The organism is Candidatus Accumulibacter sp. ACC007 (assembly GCF_907163205.1).
In the GTDB taxonomy this organism is placed as follows: domain Bacteria; phylum Pseudomonadota; class Gammaproteobacteria; order Burkholderiales; family Rhodocyclaceae; genus Accumulibacter; species Accumulibacter regalis.
The window spans coordinates 1,998,407-2,015,982 of the sequence record NZ_CAJQUD010000001.1; the positions used below are offsets into that span (position 1 = coordinate 1,998,407).

General features: G+C 63.9%; 20 protein-coding genes. 3 read left to right on the top strand and 17 right to left on the bottom strand.

Annotation, left to right across the window (positions count from 1 at the left end; all coding sequences use genetic code 11):
- Positions 1-119: 119 nt before the first annotated feature.
- Positions 120-1,019, top strand: a complete 900-nt coding sequence (locus QZ634_RS08655) for a recombination-associated protein RdgC (protein ID WP_291987258.1) — start codon at positions 120-122, stop codon at positions 1,017-1,019.
- 337 nt (positions 1,020-1,356) lie between these two features.
- Here QZ634_RS08655 and QZ634_RS08660 read toward each other — a convergent pair whose 3' ends face one another.
- From QZ634_RS08660 to QZ634_RS08725, 14 genes are all read right to left on the bottom strand, one after another.
- Complete coding sequence (locus QZ634_RS08660) at positions 1,357-1,821, bottom strand: hypothetical protein (protein WP_291987260.1); 465 nt, start codon at positions 1,819-1,821, stop codon at positions 1,357-1,359.
- Positions 1,822-2,016: 195 nt separating this feature from the next.
- Positions 2,017-2,826 carry an endonuclease/exonuclease/phosphatase family protein gene (locus QZ634_RS08665; RefSeq protein ID WP_291987262.1) on the bottom strand — a complete coding sequence of 270 codons (810 nt, stop codon included), beginning with the start codon at positions 2,824-2,826 and terminating at the stop codon, positions 2,017-2,019.
- Between the two features lie 233 nt (positions 2,827-3,059).
- Positions 3,060-3,449, bottom strand: a complete 390-nt coding sequence (locus QZ634_RS08670) for a DUF2237 domain-containing protein (RefSeq protein WP_291987264.1) — start codon at positions 3,447-3,449, stop codon at positions 3,060-3,062.
- Positions 3,446-3,640: a Fe-S cluster assembly protein IscX gene (iscX, locus tag QZ634_RS08675; RefSeq protein WP_291987266.1), complete on the bottom strand. Its 195-nt coding sequence runs from the start codon at positions 3,638-3,640 to the stop codon at positions 3,446-3,448. Before iscX ends, QZ634_RS08670 begins: the two co-directional genes overlap by 4 nt.
- Positions 3,637-3,978 carry an ISC system 2Fe-2S type ferredoxin gene (gene fdx, locus QZ634_RS08680; protein WP_043563709.1) on the bottom strand — a complete coding sequence of 114 codons (342 nt, stop codon included), beginning with the start codon at positions 3,976-3,978 and terminating at the stop codon, positions 3,637-3,639. The genes iscX and fdx overlap by 4 nt, the downstream gene beginning before the upstream one ends.
- Entirely contained in the window at positions 3,975-5,876 is a 1,902-nt protein-coding gene (gene hscA, locus QZ634_RS08685) for a Fe-S protein assembly chaperone HscA (RefSeq protein WP_291987268.1), read from the bottom strand. The genes fdx and hscA overlap by 4 nt, the downstream gene beginning before the upstream one ends.
- A gap of 121 nt (positions 5,877-5,997) precedes the next feature.
- Positions 5,998-6,525: a Fe-S protein assembly co-chaperone HscB gene (gene hscB / locus QZ634_RS08690; RefSeq protein WP_291987270.1), complete on the bottom strand. Its 528-nt coding sequence runs from the start codon at positions 6,523-6,525 to the stop codon at positions 5,998-6,000.
- Positions 6,526-6,620: 95 nt separating this feature from the next.
- Complete coding sequence (gene iscA / locus QZ634_RS08695; protein ID WP_291987271.1) at positions 6,621-6,944, bottom strand: iron-sulfur cluster assembly protein IscA; 324 nt, start codon at positions 6,942-6,944, stop codon at positions 6,621-6,623.
- 52 nt (positions 6,945-6,996) lie between these two features.
- Entirely contained in the window at positions 6,997-7,392 is a 396-nt protein-coding gene (iscU, locus tag QZ634_RS08700) for a Fe-S cluster assembly scaffold IscU (RefSeq protein WP_043563715.1), read from the bottom strand.
- 31 nt (positions 7,393-7,423) lie between these two features.
- A complete protein-coding gene (locus QZ634_RS08705) occupies positions 7,424-8,635 on the bottom strand; it encodes an IscS subfamily cysteine desulfurase (RefSeq protein WP_291987273.1) in 1,212 nt (403 codons plus the stop codon).
- Positions 8,636-8,748: 113 nt separating this feature from the next.
- On the bottom strand, positions 8,749-9,906 hold the full coding sequence (locus tag QZ634_RS08710; RefSeq protein WP_291987275.1) for a cysteine desulfurase family protein: 1,158 nt from the start codon (positions 9,904-9,906) through the stop codon (positions 8,749-8,751).
- Positions 9,907-9,936: 30 nt separating this feature from the next.
- Entirely contained in the window at positions 9,937-10,428 is a 492-nt protein-coding gene (gene iscR, locus QZ634_RS08715) for a Fe-S cluster assembly transcriptional regulator IscR (protein WP_043563721.1), read from the bottom strand.
- A 79-nt stretch (positions 10,429-10,507) separates the two neighbouring features.
- Entirely contained in the window at positions 10,508-11,260 is a 753-nt protein-coding gene (gene cysE, locus QZ634_RS08720; protein ID WP_291987277.1) for a serine O-acetyltransferase, read from the bottom strand.
- Positions 11,261-11,305: 45 nt separating this feature from the next.
- Entirely contained in the window at positions 11,306-12,127 is an 822-nt protein-coding gene (locus QZ634_RS08725; RefSeq protein ID WP_291987279.1) for an RNA methyltransferase, read from the bottom strand.
- Positions 12,128-12,190: 63 nt separating this feature from the next.
- Here QZ634_RS08725 and QZ634_RS08730 point away from each other — a divergent pair, with 63 nt between their 5' ends.
- A complete protein-coding gene (locus QZ634_RS08730) occupies positions 12,191-13,000 on the top strand; it encodes an inositol monophosphatase family protein (RefSeq protein ID WP_291987281.1) in 810 nt (269 codons plus the stop codon).
- 160 nt (positions 13,001-13,160) lie between these two features.
- On the opposite strand, the gene ald is transcribed toward QZ634_RS08730, so the two are convergent.
- The gene (ald, locus tag QZ634_RS08735; RefSeq protein ID WP_043563726.1) at positions 13,161-14,279 is read right to left on the bottom strand and encodes an alanine dehydrogenase; all 1,119 of its coding nucleotides are present in this window, start codon (positions 14,277-14,279) and stop codon (positions 13,161-13,163) included.
- A 277-nt stretch (positions 14,280-14,556) separates the two neighbouring features.
- Here ald and QZ634_RS08740 point away from each other — a divergent pair, with 277 nt between their 5' ends.
- Complete coding sequence (locus tag QZ634_RS08740) at positions 14,557-15,210, top strand: sigma-70 family RNA polymerase sigma factor (RefSeq protein WP_291987284.1); 654 nt, start codon at positions 14,557-14,559, stop codon at positions 15,208-15,210.
- Between the two features lie 24 nt (positions 15,211-15,234).
- Here QZ634_RS08740 and QZ634_RS08745 read toward each other — a convergent pair whose 3' ends face one another.
- Both QZ634_RS08745 and QZ634_RS08750 read right to left on the bottom strand, forming a co-directional pair.
- Positions 15,235-17,154 carry a PhoX family phosphatase gene (locus QZ634_RS08745; RefSeq protein ID WP_291987286.1) on the bottom strand — a complete coding sequence of 640 codons (1,920 nt, stop codon included), beginning with the start codon at positions 17,152-17,154 and terminating at the stop codon, positions 15,235-15,237.
- A 115-nt stretch (positions 17,155-17,269) separates the two neighbouring features.
- Positions 17,270-17,557, bottom strand: a complete 288-nt coding sequence (locus tag QZ634_RS08750; RefSeq protein ID WP_291987288.1) for a BrnA antitoxin family protein — start codon at positions 17,555-17,557, stop codon at positions 17,270-17,272.
- Between the last annotated feature and the right edge of the window lie 19 nt (positions 17,558-17,576).

Here is a 17,576-nt window from a genome sequence, read left to right on the forward strand (position 1 = left end):
GTCGCCACAGCAATGACCCGCCGACAGGCCGGAAAGCCGCAGGCGTGCCGAGTCGAGCCGGCAATTGGGCGCCGATTCCGGCCTATAATTGCCGCCTTTTCCCAATTGCGAGTCCGTCAATGTGGTTCAAGAACCTTTATCTGTACCGCCTCCCCAAGCAGTGGGCCGTCGATCCTGCAGCGCTGGAAGAACAGCTCGCCCGGCTGACCCTGCAAGGGTGCAGCGCGACCGATCCACGCAGCATCGGCTGGGTGGCGCCACGTGACGGCGGCGCTCTGATCCACTCGGTCAACCAGCAATGGCTGCTCTCCCTCGGCGTCGAGGAGAAGCTGCTGCCGGCGTCGATCGTCAAGCGTTTTGCCAGCGACAAGGCAAAAGCCATCGAGGATGCTGAAGGGCGCCGCATCGGGCGCAAGGAAATGCGCGAAATCCAGGACGAGATGACCCTCGAACTGCTGCCGCGTGCCTTCGTGCGCCGGCGCAGCACGTTCGCCTGGATAGACCGCGGCAACGGCTGGCTGGTGATCGACTCGGCGTCGCCGGCAAAAGCCGAGGAGTTCCTCGAACATCTGCGCAAGTCGGTCGACGGCGTGCCGGCCAAGAGTCTCAAGGTCATCCAGTCACCATCGGCGGCAATGACCGGCTGGGTCGCTGGCGGCGAAGCGCCGACGGGCTTCACGCTCGACCAGGATCTCGAACTGCGCTCGGCCGAAAAAGCGACCGTTCGTTACGTCAAGCACAGCCTGGAAGGCGAGGAAATCCGCCAGCACATCGAAGCCGGCAAGGTCGTCACTCGTCTGGCCATGACCTGGAATGACCGCATCTCCTTCGTTCTCGACGACAACCTGCAGATCAAGCGGCTGGCCTTCCTCGACATCCTCAAGGAGCAGGCCGACGGCCAGGCGGACAACGAAGACGAACGCTTCGACATCGACTTCACCCTGATGAGCGGTGAAGTCGCGCAACTGCTCGACGATCTGCTCGCCGCCCTCGGTGGCGAGGCGGCAGCCGCGGTCTAGCCTAGTGTTGCACGCAGTGTGGAACCTAAGAATTCCAGCGGCGACATGGTTTCAAGCGGCTGTCCAGCTTGCTGAAAACATCGTCGAAAATGCGCCGCCACAGCAGCCCGCACGTCATTGCGAGGAAGCGTTGCGCGGACTTGGCGACCAGGGCAGCGGTGTGGAGCGGGTGGAATTCAGCCACCTCACGGGTTTCACGCTGCTGTCAGGGTCGCTGAAAGTCTGATCAAGAATGCAGCGCTGCACTGGTATCGGAACAAGGAAATAGGCGGGAGCTTCTGGCTCGACCGCGCTGCACGTCGAGCGACCTCCGCCAGCGTCGCCGCGCAGGTCGTGGTCAGCCGGCGAACAAGGCGGTCACGGACCCGGATTTCAGGGGCACGTGGCAGCGCGTCACTTTCAGCCAGCTCTTGTGCGTATTCAACAGCGCCAGGCTCATTTCCACATACTCAGGCGAGGAGAGCTCGTCGGCGGCGTAGCGCTCAAGGAGCTTCAGCCAGCGGCGATGGATGGCGCAAGGCTTTTCCTGGCTCCCGCCGGCCAGCGGGCAATCGGGACAGCGTCTACGGGCCAGCGTGCTGATCGCCGTCTGCTTCTGCCACTGCTGGCGATAGTGCATGGCGTTGGTCTCGATCCACTCCAGGGCTCGCGCGTCGCGCTGGTCCTCGGGGAAACGCTCGACGTAGGCTTCGATGGCACTGAACTGGCGACGGAAAAACTCTTCATCCGCGCGGCCTTCAGGCGCAACGTCGCCCAGGAAACGAGCAATCAATGCCAGGGTGGGATCATCTACGATATACATGGAGCTTCTGGGAAGCCGTGGTCAGGCAATCAATAGATTCCACTATAGCACCATTTTTGGTGCGGTGCACAATCGCACAGCCCGCCGCTTCTCGAAGGCGCCGATTTCCAGTCAATGACCGTTCAGTACTCCTGCACGGCGACGTCGCCGGCCAGCGCAGCGGCGTTCACCAGGACGCACGCACCAGCAGACTGATCAGAGTTTCAGTTCGGCAATCAGCGGCGCATGATCCGAGCAGCGCGCCCACGCCAGACCGTTGGGGACGTGCATGTCGAGCACCTCGAAACCGCGCACGTAGATCCGGTCGAGCGTCAGCCAGGGAGCGAAACTGGGGAAAGTGCGCGAGACGCCGGCGCTCGGATGCTTTCCGCTGCGCCAGGTGAGCAGCCAGTTGAGGACGGTCTTGGCAGGTGATGCGGCCCGGGCCGCGACGGCGACTTCCTGGACACCGAGGCGGGCGCGCAGCAGGCCATCGACACGCTGCTGCCAGTCGTTGAAATCGCCGGCAATGATCAGCGGCGCATCCGGCGGGACTTCGCGCTGCACCAGATCAGCCAGAAAAGTCGCCTGGCGAACACGGCTGCGCTTGATCAGCCCGAGGTGCAGGCAGATGAGGTGCACTTCGGTGCCCTGGCCACGGCCCACGCGCATGACTGCGTGCAGCAGGCCGCGCTTTTCGAGCACGTGGTCGGAGATGTCGTGGTTGACGAAGTTGACGATGCGGTGGCGCGAAAGAATGGCGTTGCCGTGATGCCCGTGCGGGTAGACGGCGTTCATGCCGTAGGCGCGATGCGCGTAGGCACCGAATGACAGGAACTCGAGCTGGGTTCCCAGCGGCTGGTCGGGGTGGTGTGCCAGGCGCTCGTTACAGTCCTGGACTTCCTGCAGGAAAACGATGTCTGCGTCGATTGCCTGCAGAGCCTGGCGTACGTCGTGAATGCGTGGCCGACCGCGAATGCCGGTGACGCCTTTGTGGATGTTGTAGGTGGCCACTCTGATATTCATGACTGGGCACGGCAGATGCCGGTTGGCAAGGTCGTCAAGGCAGGCGCTCGAAATAGCGATCGATGAGTGGCAGGTCGTCCGAATCTTGGCGCCCGACAGCGCGCTTTGCGCGGCGGGCGCATTGTCGCATCCGGCCCGCGCTGGCGGTAGCCATTTGTCCGCAGCGGACACGCTCGTGCCGCGCTGCGCTGTCCGCGACACGGGTCATTGACGTTGGCAGAGTCTGCCCGGCTTCAGTTCAGGTCGATGGCGTGCGCCTTGAGGTCGTCGAGGCTGACAACCAGCAGGGCGGCCTCGTTGGTCGCGTTGAGGACGACGTGCGGTGCCTTGCCGGCGAGCAGGGCTTCGCGCCAGCGCGCAGCACAGAGGCACCAGCGATCGGCGGGCTGCAGACCGGCAAATCCGAATTCCGGTCGCGGCGTCGACAAATCGTTTCCGCTGGCCTTGGAAAAAGCCAGAAACTCGGCGGTCGCGACGACGCAAATGGTATGACTGCCGAAATCCTCGTCGCTGGTATTGCAGCAACCATCGCGAAAGAAACCGGTTATTGGCGTTTCGCTGCACGAGCCAAGGATGCCGCCGAGGACATTGCGCTGCTGGCCACCGCTGTCGTCAGGCTTCATGCCAGCTCGTCGATCCAGGCCTGCTGGATGGCCTCGAGAATTTTCTCGCCACAGTGGCGGCGATCGTCTTCGAAACCCGGCAAGGCGACGACCCAGTTCATCAGGTCAACGAAGTTGACCTTCAAGGGGTCAACCTCCGGATGGGCTTCGACGAGCTCGATGGCCAGCTCGTTGATATCGGTCCATTTCATCGTTTGCCTTCCTTGGTCATGTTGATCGAGTAACGCGGGATCTCGATGGTCAGCGGTGTTTCACTGACTATCGTCTGACACGACAGGCGTGAATTCGGCTCCAGACCCCAGGCCTTGTCAAGCAGATCGTCTTCGACTTCGTCGGAAGGCTCGAGGGCGTCGAAACCTTCACGGACGACGACGTGACAGGTGGTACAGGCGCAGGACATCTCGCAGGCGTGTTCGATGGCAATGCTGTTTTCGAGCAGGTTCTGGCACAGCGACTCACCAGGCCTGGCATCGAACACGGCGCCGTCCGGGCACAGTTCGAGGTGGGGCAGAACGATGATCTGGGTCATGCGGTTTCTCCCGTCTTGCTGGTCGTGGACTCGACGTCGAGATCGTTGATATTGCGGCCGGCAAACGCCCGCCGGATCGACTTGTCCATTCGCCGTGCCGCAAAATCCTTGGTGTCGGCTTCGAGATCATCCATCGCCAGCATGATCTGGCGGCGATTGTCGGCCAGCGCTGCGTTCTCGAGCTTGACGATGTCGTCCTCGACGCGTGCCAGTTCGTCGCTGGCGAGCAGTTCGCGGTCGACGGCGAGCGCCGCGCGCACCGCTTCCAGCAAGCGCTGTGCGTCGACCTGCGATTCCTTGAGTGCGCGCAGCTGTGCGTCGCCCTTGACGTGGGCCACCGAGTCCTTGAGCATGCCGGCGATTTCGTCGTCGGAAAGGCCGTACGAGGGTTTGACGACGATGCTCGCTTCGACTCCGGAAGCCTGTTCGCGGGCGGTAACCGCCAGCAGACCGTCGGCGTCGACCTGGAAAGCGACGCGGATGCGCGCCGAACCGGCGACCATCGGCGGGATGCCACGCAACTCGAAACGCGCCAGCGAACGACAATCGCTGACCAGCTCGCGCTCACCCTGGACGACATGAATGGCCAGCGCCGTCTGACCGTCGCGGAAGGTCGTGAACTCCTGCGCGCGCGCCGTCGGAATCGTCGAATTGCGCGGAATGATCTTCTCCACCAGGCCACCCATCGTTTCCAGGCCGAGCGACAGCGGAATCACGTCGAGCAGCAGCCAGTCGTCACCTGCCGCACGGTTACCGGCCAGGAGATTGGCCTGCGTCGCCGCACCGATGGCCACGACCTTGTCGGGGTCGAGATTGTTGAGCGGGTCCTGCCGGAAGAACTCGCCAACCGCACGCTGTACCTGCGGCATGCGCGTCGCGCCACCGACCATGACCACGCCCTTGACGTCGCTGACCGACAGGCCGGCGTCGCGTAGCGCCTTCTTGACCGGCTGGATGGTCTTGGCCACCAGCGTCTGGCTGATCGCGGCAAAGATTTCGGTGGTCAGTTGCAGGTCCACCCGCTCGCCGCTGGTCAACCGAGCACCGATGGGCGCCGCACCGTGTACGGTCAGGTACTCCTTGGCTTCGCGTGCCCGCGCCAGCAACATGCTGGCGTCCTCGACCGAGAGCGGCTTGAGGTCGGCAGCTTCGATAATCCAGCAAAAGATGCGATGGTCGAAATCGTCGCCACCCAGCGCCGAGTCACCGCCCGTCGCCAGGACCTCGAAGATTCCCCGCGACAGTCGGAGAATCGAGATATCGAAGGTACCCCCACCGAGGTCGTAAACCGCGTAGACGCCCTCGGCGGCATTGTCCAGACCGTAGGCAATGGCTGCCGCGGTCGGCTCGTTGAGCAGGCGCAGAACCGGGAGGCCGGCGAGTTTCGCCGAGTCCTTGGTCGCTTGCCGCTGCGCCTCGTCGAAGTACGCCGGAACGGTGATCACCGCGCCAACCAGCGCGCCGCCCAGCGCGGCCTCGGCACGCAGGCGCAGCACGCGGAGAATGTCGGCGGAGACTTCCACCGGACTCTTCAGCCCGGCTGCGGTATGCAGGCGCAGCATTCCTGGACTGTCTTCGAAAACGTAAGGCATGGCTTCACGATTGGCGATATCGGCAATCCCACGGCCCATGAAGCGCTTGACCGAGGCAACGGTGTTGCGCGGATCGAGCGCTTGCTGCGCCTGCGCCTCGTAGCCGACTTCGCTGTGACCGTCGCTTCGATAACGAACGACCGAGGGCAGCAAGGGACGGCCGAGTTCGTCGCGAAGAACGACCGCCAGACCGCTGCGCACGGTCGCCACCAGTGAATTGGTCGTCCCCAGGTCGATGCCGACCGCCAGCCGATGCTCGTGCGGCGCAGCTGACTCGCCGGGTTCCGCAATCTGTAGTAGCGCCATGAGGGAATTGTGGTCCTGAGATTTGTTGCCGGTGTGAGGATAGGTTTTACGACGCGACGCAAGTTAACGCCAGGCGACGCGACTGCCTTGCACTTGCTGCCTGCTGTTCAGGGGCAGCGATTCACTCTTCGCAGGCGATCATTGCCTCGTCGAGTTCGACGAGCAGCTTCTCGATGAACATCAGGCGCCGGACGCGATCCGCCGCCTGATCGAGGTCGTGAGCATCGTCGAGCAACGCGGCAAGTTCTTCATAACGTTTGCCGATGTCGTGCTGCAGGCGATGGTGCAGATGCTCGAGTTCGTGGTGCTCGCCCGCCGCCCGCGCTTCGGCCACTGCCTCGCGCCATTCCATCTGTTCGACCAGAAAATCGGTCGGCATCAAGACGTTGTTCTCGCTGCCGACGTCGTGATCAGCCAAATGCAGCAGGTATCTGGCGCGCGGCAGCGGCTTCTTGAGCGTCTGATAGGCTTCATTGACCCGCGTCGCCCACTGCAGCGAAAGGCGCCGCTCGGCGTCGCCAGCGCCGGTGAAGCGATCGGGGTGGACCCTCGACTGCATCTCCAGATAGCGGCCATCGAGCAACGGCGCGTCAAGCCGGAATCTGGCCGGAAGCTCGAACAGCGAGAAATGATCGGTGTTGAAATCCATGCTTTTCGATCGCGGTGCGCGTCGGGGCAGGCAGCGAGCGGTCGACGGCTAGGCCACCACCGTCAAACCACCGCCCGCTCAGCGCCCGGGCAAGGTCAAACGTTGAAACTTTCGCCGCAGCCGCAGGCGTCCTTGACGTTCGGATTGTTGAACTTGAAGCCTTCGTTGAGGCCCTCGCGCGCGTAGTCAAGCTCGGTGCCGTCGAGATAAGGCATGCTTTTCGGATCGACGAGCACCCTGACGCCGTGCGATTCGAACTCGACATCGTCCGGGTGCGCGCTATCGGCGAACTCGAGCTTGTAGGCCATGCCCGAGCAGCCACTGGTGCGTACACCAAGGCGCAGGCCGATGCCTTTGCCGCGCTTGACCATGTAATTGGCGACGTGGCTGGCGGCTCTTTCGGAAAGCGTCACTGCCATGGAAACCTCCTGCTGTAATTGCGTTTGCGGTTCTGTGATTACTGCCGCTCGCTCAGCCGGCAGCCTGATCAACGTGCTTTTTCTTGTAGTCGGCGACCGCCGCCTTGATCGCGTCCTCGGCGAGAATCGAGCAGTGGATTTTCACTGGCGGCAAAGCCAGTTCTTCCGCGATCTGCGTGTTCTTGATATCCAGAGCCTGATCCACGGTCTTGCCCTTGACCCACTCGGTGACCAGCGACGACGAGGCGATCGCCGAACCGCAGCCATAGGTCTTGAACTTGGCGTCTTCGATGACGCCGCCCTTGCCGACCTTGATCTGCAGCTTCATGACGTCGCCACACGCCGGCGCACCGACCATGCCGGTGGCGACGCCCTCGTCTTCCTTGCCAAACGAGCCGACGTTGCGTGGATTCTCATAGTGATCCAGAACTTTTACGCTGTATGCCATGATGATTCTCCTTGATTCCTTGTATACCTTGTCAATGGGCGGCCCACTGGACCGTACTCAAATCGACGCCTTCCTGGACCATTTCCCACAGCGGCGAAAGCTCGCGCAGCCGGCTGATCTTCTCGTGCAGCAGCTTGATCGCGTAGTCGACCTCGTCCTCGCTGGTGAAACGACCAAGGGTGAAACGAATCGAGCTGTGCGCCAGTTCGTCCTCGCGGCCGAGGGCGCGCAGCACGTACGAAGGTTCGAGCGATGCCGAGGTGCACGCCGATCCCGACGACACAGCCAGGTCCTTGACCGCCATGAGCAGCGACTCGCCTTCGACGTAGGCAAAACTGATGTTCAGATTGTGGGGAACACGCTGCTCCATGTCACCGTTGACATAGACCTCGTCGATGTCCGACAGGCCCTTGTACAGGCGGTCGCGGAGCATGCGGATACGCTCGTTCTCGGCGCCCATCTCCAGACGTGCGAGACGAAAAGCCTCACCCATGCCAACGATCTGATGCGTCGCCAGCGTGCCGGAACGGAAGCCACGTTCGTGACCGCCGCCATGCATCTGTGCGGTCAGGCGAATGCGCGGCTTGCGGCGCACGTAGAGCGCACCAATGCCTTTCGGGCCGTAGGTCTTGTGCGCCGAAAAACTCATCAGATCGACTTTCAGCGTCGCCAGATCGATGACCACCTTGCCGGTCGCCTGTGCCGCATCAACGTGGAAAATGATTCCCCGGGCGCGGCAGATTTCGCCGATCTCGGCGATCGGCTGGATGACACCGATCTCGTTGTTGACCATCATCACCGACACCAGAATGGTGTCCGGGCGCAAGGCCGCCTTGAAGACTTCGAGATCAATCAGTCCGTTGTCCTGAACATCGAGGTAGCTCACTTCGAAACCGAGACGTTCGAGGTCGCGGCAGGTATCGAGAACGGCCTTGTGCTCGGTCTTGAGCGTCACCAGGTGCTTTCCCTTGCCGGCGTAGAACTGTGCCGCTCCCTTGAGCGCCAGATTGTTCGACTCGGTGGCACCAGAGGTCCAGACGATTTCCTTGGCGTCGGCATTGACCAGCCTGGCCACTTCTTCGCGCGCTTCTTCGACCGCCGCCTCGGTTTCCCAGCCGAAGGCGTGCGACCGCGAGGCCGGGTTGCCGAATTTCTCGACCAGGTAGGGAATCATCTTTTCGGCGACGCGCGGATCGACCGGCGTGGTCGCCGAATAATCAAGATAGATGGGCAGTTTCAGCATTGCTCTTGCTCCGATGTGTACAGGTTGCGTGCTACGCGTGACTCTTGACTCGTTATCCTGCTGGTTTGTTCCACTTCTTTGTCCCGCTTTCCAGCCCCATTTACGCTGACTGTTCAGACGACCATTGCGGTCAGCTGCTGCAATCTGAGCATCGTGGCCTGCAACGCCGCCAGAAACCCATCGACGTCTGCGGCGCTATTGCCAACCCCCAGGCTGACTCGCACGGCACCGCGTGCCAGCTCTGCTTCGACACCCATCGCCCGCAGCACATGCGATGGCTCCGGGTTGGCACTCGAACAGGCGGCACCGCTGGCCAGCGCATAGCCGGCCCGGTCGAGCTGGCCGACGAGCGTCTCGCCGTCGATGTCGCGAAAAGCGAAATAGACGGTGTTCGGCAAGCGCTCGGCAGCCCGACCAAAAAGCGTCGCGCCGAGGGCGACAAGGCCACGCTCGAGTTTCTCGCGGAGTACCAGCAGGCGCGGCGCCAGGTCGGCGAGACGTGCTGCCGCCAATTCACAGGCAACGCCAAAACCGACGATTGCCGCCACATTCTCGGTACCCGAACGCAAGCCGCGCTCATGACCGCCACCCGCGATCAGCGGCTCGATGTCGAGTCGCTTGTCGAGGACCAGCGCGGCCGCACCCTTGGGGCCGCCGAGCTTGTGCGCCGACACGCTGATGGCATTGACGCCGGCGGCGTTGAGGCGGCGAAAATCGACGGGCATCTTGCCCACCGCCTGCACTGCGTCGCTATGAAACCAGGCCCCCGCCGCTCGCGCCTGCGTGGCCAGCGATTCGATGTCCTGCACGACGCCGGTCTCGTTGTTGGCCAGCATCACCGAGACGATGCTCGGTCGCTCGGCGATCAGCGCCTGGAAGCTCGCCCCATCGACCCGCCCGGCGGCATCCACCGCCAGCTTGTGCAGCGTCCAGCCACGCTTGCGCAGTTGCTCGGCCGGCCTGATCACGCACGGGTGCTCGATCGCGCTGACCACCAGCACGCCGGGTTTCAGACACGCGGCCGCGCCCTTGATCAGCAGGTTGTTGGCTTCCGAACCGCCACTGGTAAACACCACCTCGCTGGCATGCGCACCGACCGCTGCCGCCACCTTGCTGCGCGCCTCGTCGATCGCTCGCCGGGCCGCCCGGCCGTACTCATGGCGACTCGAGGCATTGCCGCAGAGGCCGGCAAGGTACGGCAGCATTGCTTCAACCACCGCCGGATCGGCGGGAGTCGTTGCGTTGTGATCGAGATAGACGGGAGCGAACACGGCGGCGGGCGAAGTCTTCCAGTTCCGGATCTAGCGGCCGAAAGCGACGACTTTGGCGCGCTGCCGAGCACTCGTTCGCCGTTCGTCATGCAGGACAGCGACGTCGCCGCCACCCTTGCTGACCTGCTGCGCGACGAGGTCGGCCAGGGTCACCGAAGTCAGATAGTCGAACATCTTGACGTTCAGCGTCGCCCACAGGTCGTGAGTCATGCAGCGCTCTTCGTCGTGGCAGTTCTCGCGACCACCGCACTGGGTGGCGTCCAGCGGCTCGTCGACGGCGCGAATGATGTCGGCAACGGTCATCGCGCTGGTGGGTCGCGCCAGGCAATAGCCCCCACCCGGGCCACGCACGCTGCCGACCAGCTGATGGCGACGCAACTTGCCGAACAACTGCTCCAGGTACGACAGCGAAATCTTTTGACGCTCGCTGATGCCAGCCAGAGATACCGGCCCTTCGCTACAGCGCAGGGCCAGGTCGATCATCGCCGTCACTGCGAAACGTCCTTTTGTCGTCAGTCTCATGCTTCCTCCTCCAACGCCACGATTACTAATAATTGTTGATTAAATTACTACACTATCCACTCTAGTGACCGACCGCTTATTAGTCAACTATTTTACTCAGGTATTGCGGATCGAACCGATCCGCCGTTGCCAGGTCGCCATTGACGTACACGCCGGCGTCTTCGAGTTTCTTGAGCAGCAGTTCAAAGCGCCGATCGGCGTCTGCCGCGTGATCGAGCAAACCGTGAATCGCCTTGGCCAGCGGATCATCCTGATTGGTGGCCAGCGCATACGCCGAGAAGCCGAGCTGCCCGGCCATCTGCTCGCGCTTCTGATCCTGCTCGTTGTCGATGATCCGCGCCGGATTGCCGACCGCCGTCGCCCCGCTCGGGACGTTCTTGACGACTACCGCATTGGAACCGACCTTGGCCGACGCGCCGACCGTAATCGGCCCGAGCACCTGCGCCCCGGCGCCGATGACCACACCATCCTCCAGCGTTGGATGGCGCTTGCCCTTGTTCCACGAGGTGCCGCCCAGGGTGACGCCATGGTAGAGCGTCACATCGTTGCCGATGACCGCCGTTTCGCCGATCACCACTCCCATCCCGTGATCGATGAACAGGCGCCGACCGATGGTCGCGCCAGGATGAATTTCGATACCGGTGAAGAAGCGTCCGAGATGCGAGACCAGCCGGCCCGGCCAGCGCAGACCGCGCGCCCACAGCCAGTGCGCAAGGCGATGCAGGGCGATGGCATGCACGCCGGGATAACAGGTCAGCACCTCCCAGAAGGTGCGCGCGGCGGGATCACGATTGAAAACTGACTGGATGTCTTCGCGAAGACGGCTGAACATGGAAAGAAAGTCCTTGAACGATGAGCGCGATTATACAATACCGCACTATTTTAGTACACTACTTCCGGCACTGGTTCCGACACTTCCGCCCGGCGCCGGCCCCGCTCCCGCCGTGCGTTCAACCGCATCGAGCAGCCCACGCAAGATGTTTATCTCGTCGCGCTCGAGCTCGGCGCGCCCGAACAGTCGGCGCAGCTTGGGCAGCAGCCGTCGCGGTCGCTGCGGATCGAGAAAACCACTGCTCACCATTACCCGTTCGAGGTGCCGATAGAAGCGCTCGACGTCCTCGTGCGGCGCCGGCGGCGAGGCGAAGGGCACGGCGCGGGCAAGCACCGGCGGGCGACCATCGAAAGCGGCCAGGCGCAGTTCATAGCACAGCAGCTGCACCGCAGAAGCCAGATTCAGCGAGCTGTAGTCGGGATTCGCGGGGATGAACACCGTCCGCTGGCAGCGCTGCACCTCGCTATTCGACAGGCCAGCGGTCTCGTTACCGAAGAGCAGCGCCACCTCGCCCTCGCCGGCCCAGGCGAGAACGTCGCTGGCCGCCTCGCGCGCCGGCATCGCAGGTGGCCCGAGGTTGCGCTGCCGCGCCGAGAGCGCGTACACCTGCACCGTCCCGACCAGCGCCTCATCGAGGCTGCTGCACACCCGCGCCTGCTCGAGAATGTCGTCGGCGTCGGCCGCGCGCGCCACTGCCTGCGGGTCCGGGAAATGCTTCGGATTGACCAGCAGCAGACGCGACAGACCCATGGTCTTCATCGCGCGCGCGGCAGCGCCGATATTGCCCGGGTGACTGGTATGCGAGAGGACGACGCGAATCCGCGACAGCGGCGAGCCGGAAGAATGCGACCCTGGGGGTCTGTTCATATTAGAATCGGGGTCCTCTACACCAATCGGGCGGCATCAACCGCCCGTCGCGTCTTCAAAATCATGCATCCAGCTCTGAACATCATCATCAAGGCGGCGCGTCGCGCCAGCCAGATCATCAACCGTGCCGCACTCGATCTCGAGCACCTGCAGATCACCACCAAACGCCAGAGCGACTTCGTCACCGAAGTGGACAAGGCGGCCGAGGCGGCGATCATCGACATCCTGCGCGAGGCCTATCCCGAATACGGCATTTTAGCAGAAGAGTCCGGCCTGACAGCCGGCCAGGGCGGCGGCAGCGAGTATCAGTGGATCATCGACCCACTCGACGGGACGACCAATTTCATCCACGGCTTTCCCCAGTACGCCATCTCGATTGCCCTCGCCTACCGCGGGCAGGTCACGCAAGCGGTGGTCTACGATCCGGTGCGCAACGAGATGTTCACCGCCAGCAAGGGCGGCGGCGCCTTCCTCAACGACCGCCGCATCCGCGTCAGCAAGTGCCTGAAGCTGGAACAGGCTCTGCTTGGCACCGGCTTCCCCTACCGCATGTACGACCACATCGACGCCTACCTGCGCATCTTCAAGGAGCTGGCGCAGAAAACCGCCGGCATGCGCCGCCCGGGCGCCGCCGCGCTCGACCTCGCCTACGTCGCCTGCGGACGCTTCGACGGCTTCTGGGAGTTCGGCCTGTCGCCCTGGGACATGGCCGGCGGCGCGCTGCTCATCGCCGAAGCCGGCGGCCTGGTCAGCGACCTCGCCGGCAACGAAACCTACCTCCAGTCCGGCAACCTCGTCGCCGGCACGCCGAAAGTCTTCGCGCAGCTGCTGCAGGTCATCGACAGCCATCGCACACCGGGGCTGGAAGCCTGAAATCCGTGCGCGAGGCCCTCTGAGACACGCTTCCTGAGTCCCTCGACCGCTCCGTAAGAGTCTCCGCCGTGGAAACCGGTCGGAGACCGCGAGGCTCCCTCAGAGAATCCCGCGGCTGGCCCCCGGCCGCTTGCGTGGTGCTGGCGAGAACGCGTCCGGGTCAGGCGGCGATCACCGACAGCGCATCGTGGTAGTCGTACTTGAGGTCGTCGGCGACCTCACGGCAGGTGACTTTACCGAATGCAACGTTCAAGCCGTTGCGCAGGTGCTCGTTATCCTTCAGCGCCTGCCGCCAGCCCTTGTCGGCAATCTGCAGTGCGAAAGGCAGCGTGGCATTGTTGAGCGCGTAGGTCGAGGTACGTGGCACGCCACCGGGCATATTGGCGACGCAGTAGTGCACGACGTTGCCGACCATGTAGGTCGGGTCGGCGTGTGTCGTCGCCCGGGCAGTCTCGCAGCAGCCCCCCTGGTCGATAGCGACGTCGACGATCACCGACCCCGGCTTCATGTCGTCGACCAGCTGGCGGGTGATCAGCTTCGGCGCCGCGGCACCCGGGATGAGCACGCCGCCGATCACAAGATCGGCGCGCAGCACGTGATGCTCGACGTTGTCGCGGTTCGAAAAGACGGTGATCACGCGCGCGCCGAGCAGCCTGTCCATGCGCCGCAGGACATCGAGATTGCGATCGATGACCACCACCTGCGCACCGGTGCCGACGGCGATCTGCGCGGCGTTCGAGCCAACGACCCCACCGCCGAGAATGACGATCTTCGCCGATGGCACGCCGGCGACACCGCCGAGCAGGATACCCATGCCGCCGTGCGCCTTCTCGAGGCAATAGGCACCGGCCTGGATCGACAGGCGCCCGGCGACTTCCGACATCGGCGCCAGCAACGGCAGGCCGCCGCCCGGCTGGGTGACCGTTTCATAGGCGATGCACACCGCGCCGCTGCTGACCAGGTCGGCACACTGCGCGGGATCGGGCGCCAGGTGCAGGTAGGTGTACAGAATCTGTCCTTCGCGCAACATCGCGCGCTCGCCCGCCTGCGGCTCCTTGACCTTGATGATCATCTCGGCGCTGGCAAAGATCTCCGCGGCGGTCGCGGCAATCGTCGCTCCGGCCTTCTCGTAGACCTCGTCAGCGGCACCGATGCCCGCGCCAGCGCCAGTCTCAACACTTACCGGGTGACCGTGGGCGACCATCTCGCGAACCGATGACGGGGTCAGCCCAACGCGGTATTCGTGGTTTTTTATCTCCTTGGGTACGCCGATGTGCATTTCTGTCTCCTCATGGTGGTATCGCGGCCGCTTATCTTAGGTCATTTCCGAATGGCGAACGGGTTTTTTCCGGCTCCTGAACCTGGCCGTCCGGCATCGTCGCGGGGGGCTTGCCCGGGCAGCAACTTCCCTGCAACTGATCCCGATGCACGGCACCGGTAACGACGGCAGCAAGACATGTGCAAGCCGGTGCACGCCTATCGCCGCCGCACGCTTGCGTATAAACTGCCCTTCTCGAACCCGGCGCCGACCAGCCTCCCAACGATTGCCGCAGCCAATGACCAGCAACCATCACCAGAGCATCGACGGCACGCCTACGGCAGACGCTGGCGGCCCTGCACTCCCCCCCGCTGCCGAGACGATTGCCGCGGAGCTGGACGGTTTTCGCCGCGAGATGCTGCGTTTCGCCGTCCTGCAATTGCGCGACCAGGCGAGCGGCGAGGATGCCGTGCAGGAAACCATGCTCGCCGCGCTGCAAGGCGCCGATCGCTTTGCCGAGCGCGCCAAGTTGAAGACCTGGGTATTCTCGATTCTGCGCCACAAGATCGTCGACATCATCCGGCGGCGAGTTCGCGAACCCATCCACGAAGCGGTCGAACAGGGAGTCGACGACAGCGACTTCGACGCGCTGTTCAAGGGCAATGGCCACTGGCAACGCGACGCGCGGCCTTCGGACTGGGGAAATCCGGAAAAGAGCTTCGAAAACCGCAGCTTCTGGGCCGTCTTCGACGCCTGCCTGGAGCGCCTGCCGCCAGCCACCGCGCGGGTTTTCATGATGCGCGAGATCCTCGGCCTGGAAACCAGCGAAATCTGCCAGGAGTTGTCGATGAGCACCAGCAACTGCTGGGTGATCCTGCATCGGGCACGCATGGCGCTACGCCTGTGCCTCGAACAGAAGTGGTTCAGCGCCGGCGAACGTGCCCGCCCATGAACTCGCCAGGAAGCGGTCTGCGCTTCAGCTCCCGACGACGCCGCCGTCCGCACGCCTGATCACCAGCGTCGCCGAACGCGGGCGGCCACCGGTCACCCCGGCGAACTGGTTCGCCGGCCATCCCGACCCTGCCAGTGGCGCCGCTGGTGACGACCGCCCACCGGCCACCTCGCCGGGATGCTGAACGTTGATGAACAGGTTGCGTGCATCCGGCGTGGCGCTGATGCCGGTGATCTCGCAACCTTTGGGTCCTGTCAGGAAGCGCCGAATCTCACCGCTGGCGACGTCGGCAACCAGCATCTGATTGTTGCCGAAGCGCTGGTGATCGCCACGGTTGAGGACGCTGCCGGAGACATCGGTCTGGATCCACAGGCGACCTGCGCGGTCGAACCACAGCCCGTCCGGGCTGGCGAAAGCGTCACCTTTGCTGTTCCCGCGCCTGGCCGGGTCGGGGTTTTCCGGGTCGCCGGCAAGGACGAAGACGTCCCAGTCGAGAGTGTCGGCCGCCGCGTCACCCTGCGCCTCGCGCCAGCGAACAATGTGTCCAAAGATGTTCTCTGCGCGCGGATTGCCCGGCTCCGGGGTCAGGCGCTGGCGGTTGTTGGTCAGGGTGCAGTAGACGTCGCCGCTCTGCGGATCGACGGCCAGCCACTCCGGGCGGTCCATCTTCGTCGCGCCAGCGACATCGGCGGCCTGCCGGGTGCGCATCAGGATGTCCGCCTGATCGGCGAAACCGCTGCCCTCGTCGAGACCGTGCTGCCCATGTTGCAGGGCCAGCCAGCGACCTTTCCCGTCGGCATCGAAACGCGCCACGTACAGCGTTCCAACGTCGAGCAGGCGGCCGCCAGCAGCGGGCTCTCTGGCGTCGAAACGATCGCGCGAAACGAACTTGTAGAGATATTCGAAGGCTTCGTCGTCGCTCATGTAGACCACCACGCGGCCGTCGCCGGCCAGCACGACAGTCGCACATTCGTGCTTGAAGCGACCCAAAGCGGTACGCTTGACAGGCGCCTGCGCAGGCTGCCAGGGATCGATCTCGACGACCCAGCCGAAGCGATTGGCCTCGTTGGCCTCGGTGGCCACGTCGAAACGGCTGTCGTACTCGTGCCAACGGAAGCCGGCGCCGTTCGCGCGGATGCCATAGCGCTTCTGATCGGCCGTGGGCTCGCCAAGGCCGTTGAAATAGGCGTTGAAGTTCTCTTCACAGGTGAGGTAGGTGCCCCACGGCGTATGGCCCATCGCGCAATTGGCCAGCGTCCCGAAAACGACGTTGCCACGCCGGTCGTCACGGGTACGCATGCCTGGCGCACCGGCAGCCGGACCGGCGATGCGTATCGGCGTACGCGCGGTGATCCGCCGCGCGTACGCCGACGGCCGCACGAGCTGCCAGCGAAACGCGCCACCGAGTTCCCCGAGTTCCACTTCGACCACCGAAACGCCGTGCGCATTTTGTGACTTGCGCGTCTTGTCGTGGCTCCACTCGGCCATCCCGTCGGGATGGAGGATCCCATCGTCGGTGTACTCGTGATTGATGCACAGCAGGCCGTGCGTCGACGACGGCTGGCCGTTCACGACCCAGGGAAAGAAATGCATCCCGTCATGATGCATTCCGGCCTGCTCGGCCTGTTCGGCGGCGCTGTTGCCAGCGTCGGCGCGGAACGCGGGCCCGTTCGAGATCGGGTCGCCCCAGGCGTAGAGGAGTTGAACCGTGTAGCCGTCGGGGACGTGCACGGCGTCGTCGCTGGATACACCGATCGGCGTGAAGCCGATGGCTGCCCGGCCGGTCGGCCCGGCCAGCGCCGGTAAGCCGAAGAAGGACAGCGCAGCGCTGCCCAGACCCACCTGCAGCAGCCGCCGACGCGTAATCGCCGAAGGTGACAGCCGCGTGAGGAACGCCGCGAAGTGCGGGTTCGCGCTGTCGTTGCTGATCAGATCCTTGTCCATTGCTCGCGTCGGTCCGGGTTTGACGGAAAGGAGCGATTATCGCTCAGGACGCGGCCAAACCATCAGCACTGCCGAAAAGGGAGGCTCCCAGCGCGCAAGCGCTTCGTCGTCGACCCTACGCTGCGCGATGCTGCTGGTGACGTAGCTGCTCTTCGACGTGACGCCGCAAGACATCGTTCATGCGCGTCTGCCAACCGTCGCCGGTCGCTTTGAAGTAGTCGAGAACTTCCGGGCTATAGCGCACCGTCACCGCCACCTTGGTCGGCAGCTTCTGCGGCCCGCGCCGACCAGGCTGGCGAACCTTTGCCTTGTTGGCCACACCGGGAGCGATTTCTACGGGGTGATTGGCATCGCCCACGCCGCCAGGACCCTTCACGAGTGCCGCTTTCGCAACACGGGCCACTCGCCTGCGTTCCTTGCTG